The following is a 13,828-nucleotide window of genomic DNA, read 5'->3' as shown; positions in this document are numbered from 1 at the left end:
TTTCAGAGCATCGGCTTTTATACTTGTATTTAGTAAGAACTACGCCTGGATGCCCAGGATTTTGTAGATCTCAGTAAAGTCTGGAGTCAAGATGATCTCAGTACGACGGTTCTTCGCTTTTGCGTCAGCAGAACGGCCTGTATCAACTGGCATGTAGAAAGAACGGCCAGCTGGCGTAATTCTGTCAGGAGAAAGACCTTTCTCAGTCATCATACGTGTGATTTCAGTAGCGCGAAGTACGCTCAGGTCCCAGTTGTCAGTAAGGTATTTCATGCCGTTAGCAACAGATACGTCATCTGTGTGGCCTTCTACCATTACACCTACCTGCTGATTTTTCTTCAATACGTCTACCAGTTGGTTGATAGCCTTCTGGCCACCTGTGTTCACTTTAGTGCTACCAGTAGCAAAAAGAAGCTTATCAGACATAGAAACGTATACTTTTCCGTCTTTAACGCTTACGCTAAGGTCGCCTTGGTTAAAGCCTTGCAGAGCAGCGTTAACTTCGTTTTTAAGGTTATCCAATACTTTTTGCTGCTCGTTCATAGCACGCTCCATTTCAGCAAGCTTCTGCTCACGTTCTTTTAAAGATGCAGCTAACTGATCAGCTTTTGCTTTAGAGTCAGCAAGCTCGCGCTCCTGAGCCTCTTTGCTAGCTTTCAAGTCTTCGTATTTCTTAGAAGAAACACAAGATACCATTAGTGAAGAGCACAGCAACATGGTGAATGCTGCTTTGAAGAAGTTGAATTTCATGTGCGTTTGTGAATTTGTTGGTTAAGGTTTATTTACTTTGTTATAAAACTTGATTGCAAATATGGTAAAAGATTGTTCTTAAAACTATATAATTGCTCAAAATTACTCTCTTAACTATAAAACTTTTGCTGCTAAACGCTTATTTTCCTGATATATTGTAGTATGCCTATATAAATTCTTAAATAGTTTTAATAATTGCACTTAAGCTAACTTTGGAGAACTGCGTTGTTTGGTTAAGGATTTATACTTCAGGTGTTTTTGAGGCAAGGCGGTTGATGCGGGGTTGTATAAACCAAATTCCGATGGGCAGAAACATGATTTGAAAAAGCACGGCTATATACTCGTTAGATGCCACTATGCGCTGCTTTTCTGCGCTTGCAATGCACCTGGCCGAAAAGTAAACCACATACAGATAACAAAAGGTGGCAAACAGGTGCATGGGCAGCAGCAAACCCAGCATGCCCAAAGGTATTGTTCCTTCGGCCATACTTTCGCGCACCAGGCCTAAGGTATAAATCAGGAGAGGAATGTAAGCTGCAAAGTATAAAACACCTAGATGAAAGTATAAAGCGCTGATTTTAATGCTGGCAGGCAGCCGCCGGTAAAAGTGCAGACCTATCAGCCAGAGCCAGGCCGTAGGAATTATTGTCGGTATAGAATCAATTAAAGTATAAAGCAGCGAATCTGAGGAGAGGCCTGCAACAGACAGCAACCGAGTAAACACATACTGAAGTATAAACGGAAGTATAAAAAGGAGCAGAAATGCCTGCCAATGCTTTAGCCGTAGTAGAAACATAGCACGTTAGATAAGGTATGTGAAGCGCTTTGGCTGCAATTTTATAAAATTGTACGCAATACACTAAAATCACCTATATTTAAGAGAGATTACCTGTCATTATACCTACAAAAAAGGCCATGAGAAAGAATGTATACTTGCTGCTTGCCTGCTTCCTGTTAAGCGCCGTAAGTTTTGCACAAACAAAACCCGATTACAGTAAAGTAACTTTGGTTATACATGGAGGTGCCGGTACAATCACCCGCCAGAACATGACACCAGAGAAAGAGAAAGCCTATCGCGAAAAATTAAACGAAGCGTTGCAGGTAGGGTATGCAGTTCTGAAAAAGGGCGGCACAAGCTTAGATGCTGTTGAGGCCACCGTAAAAGTAATGGAAGACTCGCCGCTATTTAATGCTGGAAAAGGAGCTGTATTTACCAGCGAGGGCAAAAATGAAATGGACGCTGCCATCATGGACGGCAAAACGCTAAAGGCCGGTTCTATTGCCAGCGTAACCACCATCAAAAACCCGATCACGGCTGCACGCGCCGTTATGGAAAAATCAGAGCACGTGATGATGATTGGAGCCGGAGCCGAAAAATTTGCCCAAATGCAGCAGATCGAAATCGTAGACCCATCTTACTTCTACACCGAAACACGCTACCAGCAGCTGCAGAAAATAAAGGACAAAGAAAAAACACAGCTTGACCATGACGGCGGCACAGGCAGCAACGAAAACATATTTACAGAAGGAAACAAATTCGGTACAGTTGGTGCCGTTGCCCTGGATGCTTACGGCAACCTAGCTGCCGCTACAACAACCGGTGGCATGACAAACAAACGCTACGGCCGCGTAGGCGATGCTCCTATTATTGGGGCAGGTACATACGCCGATAATGCTAGTTGCGCGGTATCTGCAACAGGCCACGGCGAGTATTTTATACGTGCAGTAGTAGCCCACGACATTGCCGCTTTGATGAAGTATAAAAACTACTCTGTAAAGAAAGCAGCCGAAGAAGTGGTAATGAAAAAACTGGTGGAGTTTGGCGGCGAAGGCGGTGTGATTGCTTTAGATAGAAACGGCAATTTTTCTATGCCTTTCAACTCTGCGGGTATGTACCGTGGCGCTATTAAAAACGGGAAAGCCGAGGTATACATTTACAAAGACTAAGAAAACAGGGACTGCATTATCAGCCACACAAGCGAAGAGGGCCGGTAAAGTATACTTTACCGGCCCTCTTCGCTTGTGCTTTCCTTTTTATTCATTTATCCATTGCCAGGCCTGTTCGCGCTGTGTAAAATCAAAATATTTAATTTCGGCGGTGGTAAAAGGCTTTGCCAGAACTGTCAGCCAGTCAATCCAGGCTTTGTCGCCGATAATGGCTGCGCGGCTAAAGTCCGAGGCGTGTTTAAAGTCAAATTTAACATCTTCCCAAAGAGCTTCTATCGAGTAATCCGCTACTTCCTGTACCTCCGCAAACACTCTTATTTTGCCATGCTGCTTTATCTTTTCCTCCAGCACGGGCAGCATCACTTCATAATCGTTTTTATCAATATGCCCTGAAATTCTGAATGCTACTAAATCATCTCTTGATTCTTCCAACAGCTGTATCATAGACATTTCTTTTATCGTGCGATTCATACTTTTATACTTGGCTTTGACTGGTAAAACGCCAGCCTCCGGCAAAAAGTATGATTACATGGCTTCTAATCTTTCAAGTTCCTGGTTTAGTACAGCGTTAGTGGTTAGTTCTGTGCCATCTTTAAACCTGATCAGGTACGGCTGGCCTGACAACCCGGATTTAGAAGCCAGATCTTCTATAAAAGCCCTCGCCGACTGTATTTTATTTCTGTGTTTCTCCCATTTAGACTGTAAGTGCTCTGCTGCCTGCTCACACGTATGCTCGCTGCCATTCCTGACAAACGTAGCGTCTTTCAGGCTTTTTATAAACAGTATCAGCCTCTCTACTTTTTGGCTTTCTGTAAGCTCTGCCGCTGCCCTATAGTTAATATCACCTGCATTACCCATAGGGGCCTTGGCCATAAGGGTGCTGGTACTAAAGATAAGCGCTAGCCCTAACATCACATGTCTCAACATACCTTAATCTGTTTTAAATAATTATTTTATGATTCTACCGTTATTATTAGCAATTTTATTGCACTAATGATCAACCAAAAACGTTGCCCTTTCTCAGTATTTTTTACCTGTACTGCTACAAGATTTTTAACGTAGTTTATGAAGAAAATAGTTCTCGCTTTTTTTCTGCTGTTGCTTTGCCAGCAGGCTTTTGCCCAACGCACTATCGAAACTCGCCTTGGCTACAGCTATAACGATGATTTTGCATTTACGGATGAGTGGCAGTACCTCTCCACAGACATTTATTTGTTTAACGGCAACAAGTTTACCCGGGTGCTAAACGAGTTGGAGAGAGGGGTAAAGAAACCGAAGAAAAAATACGGCAACGAATTAGAGTACCTGTTTATAACGGCGCAGCTAAAAAACATGAAGCTTTTCGGCAACGATGCCATTGTATACCCGCTCTACAATTTTTATGTAAACCAGGATAAGAAAGAGTATAAAACACAGGTAAGCGACCACCTGGAGGTAGTGCGTATCATCGATAAAATGCCTTTAACCTCTACGCAAAGCAGCATTGATGCCGTTATAAATGCAAAGGCAGTTACAAACAATGATGGCGATCAGGTGTTTAGCCTTGTTGCCAACCAACTGGTAAATCTGTCAAAGCTTACAAATCCGTCGGGAGCCATACTATCGCTGGTTGGTGAGTTTGGCAACTTGCTAAATGCCCGCTCAGGTAAAAAAGAGTATAAGTTTAGCTCTACCATCCGCCTGTACGAGGGCCAGGAGTTTGACACACGCCTGCACTCGGTGCGCATTTATGTATTTGTGCCAAACGATGTGAAAGGAGTAAGTATAAAATCCGTTAAGCTAGCAGATTACCTGTCTAAAAGCACCAGCAGGTTAGACCGCAAAAGCCTGGAGGAGTTTGCTGCCTACAAAGACTATCCGTTTATGGTGGTGGCCAATTACAAATCGCTATACAAAATGGATGTGCTGACTGGTGATGAAGTAACGCTGGATTTAATTGAGAAGCGCAAGCAAAAAATACTGAGCGCCTATGAGCAAAAGCTGGTAAACGATGAAACGTTCCGGCAGGAGAAGCTCTATGTGGAGTTTTTGCGTGTATTTGCTGAAATGAAGCAGAACCTGAACACATACCGCCTCAACTACCGCAACAACAGCCCGGAGGTAAATGCTAAAAACCTGTTTGGCATTGTGCAGGAGTATAAGCGCCTGAAAAGCACTTTTGATGCCCGCGAAAAGGAGTTTAAGAAAAACAGCGCGTACATAAATATCTTTAAGTCAGAGTACGAAGCCATACTTGGCAACGCTGATTTATACTTAGAGGCCGACCATAACCTGAAAAACGGTAAAATACTGGTTAATACCCTGCGTGATCTTGAAAATGATCCTAAAAGCTGGAACACACCTGATAAGCGGGAGCTAGCTTTAGCGAAGCTTTATGCCGTGGAATTGCCTAAAGCGGAGTACTTGTCTGCGTCTGTAGAAGGCGAAGCCATAATAAGATTGATAAAGAAGCTGGAAGACCTGCAGTACACCGAAGTATATGCACAGGAATTGCAGAAGCTAGACGCAGCTGAGGCTACCGACGAAACAGTACCACAGCGAAATGCTTTACTAGACAAAGCTGCGGCAAGCAAATGCCACAGCTGCCGCGAAAAAGTACGCGATGCTGTAACAGAGTATAACAAACGCTACGACGGCTATAAGTTAAAGCAAGCGCTAAAAAAGAAAGACGAACTAAACCAGACTGCCGAGCAGACAGTTTTTAAATACCTTAAAAGACAGTTGTGCATCGAGAGCAACCTGCAAACCGCAACAGCCACTCCCAACACAGCCCTGGAGCAGTATATTAGCCGCATGGTTGAGAAAAATATTGAGTTCGGGAAAAGTATACAGTTGCTGGACCAGGTGAATAAGGTAGAACTGGAGGTGGTAAGGCTAACGCGGGTGCAGGAGTATAACAATAGGCTGCGAGAGCTTATAAAAGAAGTGGAGCAGAACTTCGAGGTGCTGTACAGCCTTGATAAAAGCCTCTGCAACTGCAACGACGCCGGCTAAGGCAGGTATAACCCTTCGGTTTCCTGTGCGTTTTCTGAAGTATGCAGGAAGCCATTGATACTTTTAATTTATTGTTTGGCATCGGGGAAGGAACGCTTAACTGGTGGCAGATGTCATTGAGAGCCGTGGGAGTATTCTTCGCGGCTCTTGCTATTATGCGCATTGGCAGCCATAGAATATTTGGTAAAAATACAGCATTCGATATTGTACTGGGTATCATTTACGGCTCCATCTTAAGCCGTGCTATTACGGGCAATGCGCCATTCTGGCCAACACTAGCTGCTGCCTTAACTTTGGTATTGCTCCATAAACTGTTGGCAACGGTGGCATTTAATACTGAAAACGGATTCGGAAACATTATCAAGGGCAAACCACAGGAGCTTGTGAAAGATGGAGAGGTGCGGTGGGAGGTAATGCGCAGCAACAGCGTTACCGAGAACGACCTTCTGGAGGCTATGCGCAACTCCGGGCACAGGCCAGAGATAAGTGCCATCCACAAAGCTTACTTAGAGCGCAACGGCGATATCAGTATTATCTGCAAGGAAGAGGATTAAAATGAAACGGCCTCTCTAGCTGTAGTAGCGGGAGAGGCCGTTTTTATACTTTTATTTTGTTACTTATGCCATTTGAGCATCCAGCTTCTGCGATAGCACGTTTTTAGGCACAGCACCTACTTGCTTATCTACTACTTCGCCGTTCTTGAAAACCAGCAGCGTAGGAATGCTGCGGATGCCAAATTTAGCAGATGTCTGAGGGTTAGCGTCCACGTCAACTTTACCGATAACAGCTTTGCCTTCGTACTCGCCAGCCAATTCTTCTACAATCGGGCCTACCATGCGGCACGGTCCGCACCACTCTGCCCAAAAGTCTACCAATACTGGTTTATCTGAATTGATGATCTCATCAAAATTCGAGTCTGTGATCTCTATTGCTTTGTTAGCCATAACTTTAATGGTTTGTTGTGTTAATTTCTAAGTTTAAATATAGTAACAATTACAGGTTTGGCAAATTTCCGCCCAAACTACCTAAACCTGACAAGCTGTCCTGTTGCTCTTGTTACTGGTTCTATCTACACCTGTTTACTTACGATAAAGTATGCGTATAGGTGCAAGTTATTTGTACAAACAAATGTTTTGAATAAAAGTTTTAGAAGCAAGTTCAGGGGCAGAAAATAATTCGGAAGCGGAGTATAAGTAGATAAATTGGCATCTGGAGGAGCAGTTAAAAAGATAAGTGAACGCAGGAGATCTAAACAGAAGCATACATCAAGCTATCAGGCAACGGTTAGTCTCTTTAAAGCATCTATACTAGTATAATAGTTTGTACGTAAGTGCATTACCTAACGCTTAATAACAATCCTCCGGAACAGAAAAATGAAATCATTTAAAATCTGCCTCTTCTTTATACTTGCGCTGGCAGTACACCGCCAGGCTTTTGCCCAGGATAAAAGAACCGTTGACCGTATTGCCACTCTGACCAAAGTATGGGGCCTGATGAAGTACTATCACCCTGAGGTTGCCTCCGGCACAATAAACTGGGATTCGGTATATATAAGCTATGTTCCTAAAGTAACGGTAAGTAAAAGCCAGGGGGAGTTTAACAAATTACTGGACGGTTTATACAACCTGGTTCCTGCCCCGGAGCTTGCCGCTGCTTACAACCTACCCAAGGCGGATTCTATTGAAGCCATATTCTCTGCAAAAGAAATTGAGGCCTACAACATTAGTGGTACCTTAAAGCAGCAACTAAAAAAGATGTATGAACACCATAAGCCGGTTGATAGCAAATACATCACTAACAAGTATAAAGAGTACACGTTGGATTATGTGCTTTTTACGGAGGAGCCAATGGCAACCCCTGCTTACCCTGGTAAGGAGACAAGGCTACTGGCGCTGGCAAGGTACTGGAACACCATCAACTTTTTTTACCCGCACAAGCAGACTATTGGGAAAAGTTGGATCTCTGTGCTGGACGCCTACATTCCTGTGTTCTCTGAGGCCGCAAATGAAGTTGCTTATCACCTGGCTATCCAGAAGCTGAACAAAGAGTTGGTTGACAGCCATGCTTTTTTGAATAGCCCGGTGCTTAACAATATGTGGGGGCCTAAGGCTCCGTTTTACCTGAGTTATGTAGAAAATAGATTCGTGGTATCCAAAGTTGTTTCGGACTCAGTAGCCAAAGCGCTGGATGTAAAAGCGGGAGACATCATTACAAGTATAAATGGAAAACCGGTAAAAGAGCGGGTAAAATTCCTGCAACCCTTACTGATAAGCTCAAACGAAGCTGCTACCAACCGCGATATCGCCGATTACCTGCTGCATGTAGATACTACTGATAATGTGACAGTAGAATTTAAACGAGGGAACCAACGACTAACCAAAACCATAAAGCGTTACCCGTATCAGCAGTTTGCAAAAATGCATGATAAGCCAAAGCAGCCGCTGTGGAGCAAAGTGGGGGATGGTATAGTATGGGTAGATTTTGGGGCAATAAAAGGTACAGCTTTATTAAAAGAGCTGTTCCTGGATTTGCAGCATGCTAAAACCGTTATCATGGACCTGCGCAAGTACCCCAATTATAATGTATACCTCCAGGCAATACCTGCTTTTTTCCAGCAAAAGATGCCTGTTTCTATGTCTGCAAACGCCTTGGTAACCTACCCGGGGTTCTTTGCAACATTTGCTTATGATTTTGAACGACCTGCCAAATCTGAACTGGTGCCATTCAACGGTAATATGATTGTGCTGGTAAATGAACACACGCAAAGTATGGGAGAGAGTTGTGCTTTTAACCTGGCCCAGCGGCCTAATACCATCGTGATGGGATCGCAAACGGCCGGAACAACAGGCAATGTTACCTGGCTACCATTGCCAGGCGGTGCCAGAGTTGCGTTTACAGGTGTAGGAGAGCGTGGCGCAAATGGCACTTTCGAGCAACGTAAGGGTGTGAAGATTGACAAGGAGGTAAAGCCTACTATAGCAAGTATAGCGGCAGGTAAGGATGCACTTTTAGATGCAGCTATCGCCGAGGCCAAGAAACCGTGGAGCCACAGCGCTGAGGTAGCAAAATGATAGCGCTATTATAATAGAAAAGAGGCTATTGTTTGTAGCAACAGCCTCTTTTCTTATACTTGAGCAGGTTCTATTCGAAATTGATGCTACAGCAACTTACACTCACCTAAGCCCAATTCCTTGATGGAGCTTAAGAATAACTTCGGATCGATTCTATACTTTCTGGAGTAGGTTGGCAAGGCAAGCTTTTCCTCGGGTACATGCAGCATAATTTCCAGGCGTTTCTGTCCAGGGCTTGAAACAATGGCGTTTTCTAAAGCTTCGGCCAGGTTTGGCGTGAAAAGCTGCAGGTTAACATTAACTTGAACACCTTGTGCCATTTTGTCCAGCACATCACCCAAAAGCTGGATATTTTGTGGCTTTAACTCCCATTGGTCTTCGGTTTTGTAACGCAGCTGCACCTTGCCCCTGATGAACAAGTATAAACCCATCTTCAGGTATGGCGAGAACTTCACGTAGTCTTCGCCAAAAAGCGCCATCTGCATCGACGTGTCGTAATCCTCGATGGTAAATAGCGCAAACGGGTTACCATTTTTAGCCGTGCGGATCACCACATCGGTTACCATGCCGGCCACGTTCACATCGCGGTTTTTATACTCTTCAATCTTATCCAGCGGACAGGTGCAGTAAGAATCTATCTCCAGCTTAAACTGATCGAGTGGGTGGCCGGACATGTAGAAGCCTACTACCTCTTTTTCGCGGCGAAGCATTTCTGCCTGTGTCCAGACAGGTACTTCCGGTATTTTTGGAAGCGGCGCAGCTACAGCGGCTCCACCACCAAACAGCGACTGTTGTGCTGCCTGCTGCTCTGCCTGGTAACTGTTGCCGTAACGCACAGCTTTCTCCAGTAAAGGCATACTTTCGCCTTCCGGTATCTCAATCAGCTGGGCACGGTGGTATAGCTCCCATGAGTCGAAGCAGCCGGCCAGGGCCATACTTTCAAAGGTCTTTTTATTTACCGCACGCAGGTTAATGCGCTTGGCAAAGTCGAAGATATCCTGGTACAGGCCTTTCTCACGTTCGGAGATGATGGCTTCTACAGCAGCTTCACCGGTACCTTTTATCGCACCCAAACCGAAACGGATCTGCCCCTGCTCGTTTACGTTGAACTTGAGTAACGACTCGTTCACGTCCGGACCAAGTACGGCAACGCCTTGCTTGCGGGCTTCCTCAATAAAAAACGTCACTTTTTTGATGTCGTTCATGTTGTTGGTAAGCACGGCAGCCATGTATTCAGCAGGGTAGTGAGCCTTCAGATAACCCGTCTGGTAAGCAACAACTGAGTAAGCGGCAGAGTGGGAGCGGTTAAAGCCGTACTGGGCAAACTTCTCCATCACGTCGAATACCTCCGAGGCCTTCTTGGCAGGGATCTTATGAATTTCGGCGGCTCCGGCAATGAATTTCTCACGCTCCTCGGCCATCTTTTTCATGTCCTTTTTACCCATGGCGCGGCGCAGCAAGTCGGCACCACCCAGCGAGTAACCAGCCAAAATCTGGGCCGTCTGCATAATCTGCTCCTGGTACACCATGATCCCGTAAGAGTAATTCAGGATCGGCTCCAGCAGTTCGTGCGGGTACTCCACTTCCTCCCTGCCATGCTTACGGTTAATGAAGTTCGGGATGAACTGCATCGGGCCCGGGCGGTAAAGGGCGTTCATGGCAATCAAATCTTCAATGTTGGTAGGCTGCAGATCTTTGAGGTACATGCGCATACCCTCCGACTCGAACTGGAACGTGCCTATCGTATCACCACGCTGGTAAAGCTGGTAGGTTTTTTCGTCGTCTATCGGAATTTCATCTATATCGATCTCAACACCGTGGTTCTTCTTGATCAGCTCCAGCGCATCTTTGATAATGGTCAGGGTTTTCAGGCCCAGAAAGTCCATCTTTAGCATGCCGGCACTCTCAATTACCTTTCCATCAAACTGTGTTACCAGCAGGTCAGAGTCTTTGGAAGTGGAAACCGGGATGTAATTGGTAATATCATCCGGAGCAATGATTACACCTGCCGCATGGATACCTGTGTTACGAACAGAGCCTTCCAGCTTTTCAGCAAGTTTAAGCACAGCAGCGCGGTGGTCGTTTCCTTCGCGGATGGCAGCCAGGTCCAGGTTTTCCATAAAAGCCTTCGCCAAGGTAGTGCCTGGGGTGTCCGGTACCATTTTGGCCAGTTCATTTGCTTCTGCAAGCGGCAGCGAGGTAGAGCGCGCCACGTCTTTGATAGATGACTTGGCAGCCATGGTGCCAAATGTGATGATCTGGGCTACTTGTGTTTTGCCATACTTGTCCACCACATAATCGATCACGCGCTGGCGGTTAACGTCGTCAAAGTCAATATCAATATCGGGCATTGACACACGCTCCGGGTTCAGGAAACGTTCGAACAGCAGGTTATACTTTATCGGGTCGATGTTGGTGATACCTATGCAATAAGCCACCGCAGAACCAGCAGCCGAACCACGACCAGGACCCACAAACACACCCATGTCGCGGCCACGGTTAATGAAATCCTGCACAATAAGGAAGTAACCGGCAAATCCCATCGTCTCCACAATGCGGAGCTCATAGTCCAGGCGTTCTTCAATTTCAGGCGTGATATCCGTATAGCGCTTTTTGGCACCCTCGTACGTAAGGTGGCGCAGGAATGCATCCGGGCCGGCATGTTCCGGCGGAATCGGGAAATTGGGCAGCAGAATATCGCGCTTCAGTTTAGGAGGCGTGATCTTGTCTACAATATCGTTTGTATTATCTACAGCCTCAGGCACATCTTTGAACAACTCGTTCATCTCGGCCTGCGTCTTAAAGTAGAATTGGTCGTTAGGGAAGCCAAAGCGTGTTTTCGGACCAGCCTCATCAATACGGTTCAGCATCTGGCGCACGCTGGATTGATGGCCATACGTGCTGCGCACATTCTCCACCGTATCATAGATCACCTTCTGGTCATCACTCAGAAAGCGGTAATATTTTGTGGTAAAGTCACCAACCGGGGTGCTCTGGTCCTCGCCGGTATTCACGCAAAGCAGAATGTCGTGTGCGTTCCAGTCTTCCTGGTCCACATAGTGCGAGTCGTTGGTGCAGATAACTTTTACGTTATACTTTTTGGCCCACTTCAGCAGCACCTGGTTGATGTCTTCCTGGCTTTTGCCGGTCCCGTCAATGTTCATCAGGCCGTGGCGCTGAATCTCGATGTAATAATCCTCACCAAACACATCGAGCCACCACTTAAATATCTCTTCGGCTTCCTCTTCGGTTTTCCAAAGTATAGCTTGCGGCACTTCGGCACCAATACAGCAACTGGTGGCAATTAAGCCTTTGCTATACTTCAGCAGGAGTTCTTTATCAATGCGCGGCCACTTGCTGTAGATACCCTCAATGTAAGACATAGAGCAAAGCTTGGCCAAATTTTGGTAGCCTTCCTGATCTTTGGCAAGCAGCAGCTGGTGATGGCGTACATCCTTTACTTCCTTGCTGAACGTTTTCTGGTGGCGGTCTTTTACAAGATAAAACTCGCAGCCTACAATTGGTTTCACGTTATACTTGTTCGCCTCGTTCACGAAGTTGAAGGCGGCAAACATGTTTCCGTGGTCGGTCATGGCAACGGCGGGCATGCCATCGGCCTGCGCTTTTTTCATAAGCGCGCTGATGCTAGCCTGACCGTCGAGCAGCGAGTACTGCGTATGCGTATGTAAATGCGAAAAAACTGGCATTCAGGAGGAATTATGTAATACGAAAGAAGAATTAACAATGACCTTAAAGTAAAGTAAAAGCTGTACTTGAAGCCATTTTCGGGATGTTAAAATTACGGAAAATAGACCGGCCGCCCAAACCTAAAGCAGCCCATTTACTAACACACTTACTAACAAAAAAGCAGCAGGAATAATCCCGCTGCCTCTAAGTTTATACTTAGCTAAAGTTGTAGCTTATACTTCCTGGTTACGCACTTCCTCCTGCTGTTGGTTTACCACAAAAAGTGTGCGTGTAGGATAAGCCATTTCAACACCCATGCGTTCAAATTCTTTAAATATGGCCAGGTTGATAGCTTGTTGCGTGTCCATGTAAAAGTTGTAGTCTGGGCGCAGCACGTTGTATACTATTTCGAAATCGAGGCTGGAGTCGCCGTATGATTTAAAATGGGCGCGGTCAAACTCAACATCGTCCTGGCGCTGCACAATGGATTGCAGCAGAGCCGGTAGCCTTTCCAGTTGCTCATAGCCAGTTTGGTACGTTACACCAATCGAGAAAACAATGCGGCGGCGCTGCATGCGCTTGTAGTTGTGGATGCGGGAGCTTGTAAGGTCGCTGTTTGCGAAAACCAGTTGCTCCCCCGACAGGGTTTTAATGCGGGTTGTTTTAACACCGATATGCTCTACGGTTCCGCTTTTATCATCCACGGCCAGGAAATCCCCTACCTCAAAAGGCTTATCCAGGAAAATTACGAAGTAGTTAAAAAGGTCGCCAAGTATATTTTGCGCAGCTAGTGCCACAGCTATACCACCGATACCCAAACCAGCAATGATCGCGGTTAGGTCGTAACCCATGTTGTCCAGTAAAAAGCCTATGGCTATAAACCAGATAAGTGCGTTTACGATTAGCTTTAGAGCGCCTAACTCGTTTACTGTGTCTTTTTCAGGGTGTCGCCGGTGCAGGTACGACCTGATAATCAAGAGGATGGTTGATATCACAAAACGCACCACCATCACAGTAATGGCTACTGTGACAGCTATGGTTAACACCCGCTGCGCCCTTTCTGAAAGCGTGAGGTAACTTATACTGATATAGATAGCGCTAAAGTAAAGTATAGGAATACCGAACTTATTTATTCCCTCAACAATGTAATTGTCAAATCGCGTGTCAGTAGCTTCAGCCCATCTTATGATCCTGAACAGGATCGTGCGCTTGAAAAACTTGATCAAAAGCATTGCAATTGCAATGGCACTTAAAACGATAATGTAATCCTGTACTGTGTTTTGAAAGTATACTCTCTCTAACAGTTGCTCCATGCTTAAATAATTATAGGGTCTAATGTGTGGTCTGTTTGCTAAGTTACCATTTATCTCCCTTAATCA

At 45.5% G+C, this 13,828-nt stretch carries 11 protein-coding genes; 4 read left to right on the top strand and 7 right to left on the bottom strand.

Going from position 1 to position 13,828, the window contains the following annotated elements:
- Positions 1–39: 39 nt before the first annotated feature.
- Positions 40–750 (bottom strand): OmpA family protein, encoded by a 711-nt coding sequence (locus Q1A23_RS16595; RefSeq protein ID WP_299825339.1) that lies wholly within the window; start codon positions 748–750, stop codon positions 40–42.
- 241 nt (positions 751–991) lie between these two features.
- A complete protein-coding gene (locus Q1A23_RS16590; protein WP_299825336.1) occupies positions 992–1,546 on the bottom strand; it encodes a hypothetical protein in 555 nt (184 codons plus the stop codon).
- Positions 1,547–1,665: 119 nt separating this feature from the next.
- Here Q1A23_RS16590 and Q1A23_RS16585 point away from each other — a divergent pair, with 119 nt between their 5' ends.
- A complete protein-coding gene (locus tag Q1A23_RS16585; RefSeq protein WP_299825333.1) occupies positions 1,666–2,697 on the top strand; it encodes an isoaspartyl peptidase/L-asparaginase in 1,032 nt (343 codons plus the stop codon).
- Positions 2,698–2,784: 87 nt separating this feature from the next.
- Here the strand turns inward: Q1A23_RS16585 and Q1A23_RS16580 are convergent, their stop codons facing one another.
- Together Q1A23_RS16580 and Q1A23_RS16575 are read right to left on the bottom strand one after the other, a co-directional pair.
- Entirely contained in the window at positions 2,785–3,168 is a 384-nt protein-coding gene (locus Q1A23_RS16580) for an STAS/SEC14 domain-containing protein (protein ID WP_299825331.1), read from the bottom strand.
- 54 nt (positions 3,169–3,222) lie between these two features.
- A complete protein-coding gene (locus tag Q1A23_RS16575; protein ID WP_299825328.1) occupies positions 3,223–3,570 on the bottom strand; it encodes a DUF5329 family protein in 348 nt (115 codons plus the stop codon).
- A gap of 192 nt (positions 3,571–3,762) precedes the next feature.
- On the opposite strand from Q1A23_RS16575, the gene Q1A23_RS16570 reads away from it, so the two are divergent.
- Positions 3,763–5,691 (top strand): hypothetical protein, encoded by a 1,929-nt coding sequence (locus Q1A23_RS16570; protein ID WP_299825326.1) that lies wholly within the window; start codon positions 3,763–3,765, stop codon positions 5,689–5,691.
- A gap of 41 nt (positions 5,692–5,732) precedes the next feature.
- Positions 5,733–6,245 (top strand): YetF domain-containing protein, encoded by a 513-nt coding sequence (locus Q1A23_RS16565; protein WP_299825324.1) that lies wholly within the window; start codon positions 5,733–5,735, stop codon positions 6,243–6,245.
- Between the two features lie 63 nt (positions 6,246–6,308).
- Here the strand turns inward: Q1A23_RS16565 and trxA are convergent, their stop codons facing one another.
- Positions 6,309–6,635 (bottom strand): thioredoxin, encoded by a 327-nt coding sequence (trxA, locus tag Q1A23_RS16560; RefSeq protein ID WP_046310372.1) that lies wholly within the window; start codon positions 6,633–6,635, stop codon positions 6,309–6,311.
- 429 nt (positions 6,636–7,064) lie between these two features.
- On the opposite strand from trxA, the gene Q1A23_RS16555 reads away from it, so the two are divergent.
- The gene (locus Q1A23_RS16555; RefSeq protein ID WP_299825315.1) at positions 7,065–8,762 is read left to right on the top strand and encodes a S41 family peptidase; all 1,698 of its coding nucleotides are present in this window, start codon (positions 7,065–7,067) and stop codon (positions 8,760–8,762) included.
- An 86-nt stretch (positions 8,763–8,848) separates the two neighbouring features.
- Here the strand turns inward: Q1A23_RS16555 and dnaE are convergent, their stop codons facing one another.
- Both dnaE and Q1A23_RS16545 read right to left on the bottom strand, forming a co-directional pair.
- Positions 8,849–12,469 carry a DNA polymerase III subunit alpha gene (gene dnaE, locus Q1A23_RS16550; protein ID WP_299825313.1) on the bottom strand — a complete coding sequence of 1,207 codons (3,621 nt, stop codon included), beginning with the start codon at positions 12,467–12,469 and terminating at the stop codon, positions 8,849–8,851.
- A 213-nt stretch (positions 12,470–12,682) separates the two neighbouring features.
- Entirely contained in the window at positions 12,683–13,762 is a 1,080-nt protein-coding gene (locus Q1A23_RS16545; RefSeq protein WP_299825312.1) for a mechanosensitive ion channel family protein, read from the bottom strand.
- Positions 13,763–13,828: the final 66 nt, after the last annotated feature.

The organism is uncultured Pontibacter sp. (genome assembly GCF_947492645.1).
In the GTDB taxonomy this organism is placed as follows: Bacteria; Bacteroidota; Bacteroidia; order Cytophagales; family Hymenobacteraceae; genus Pontibacter.
This window is presented reverse-complemented; position numbering and strand designations above follow the sequence as displayed.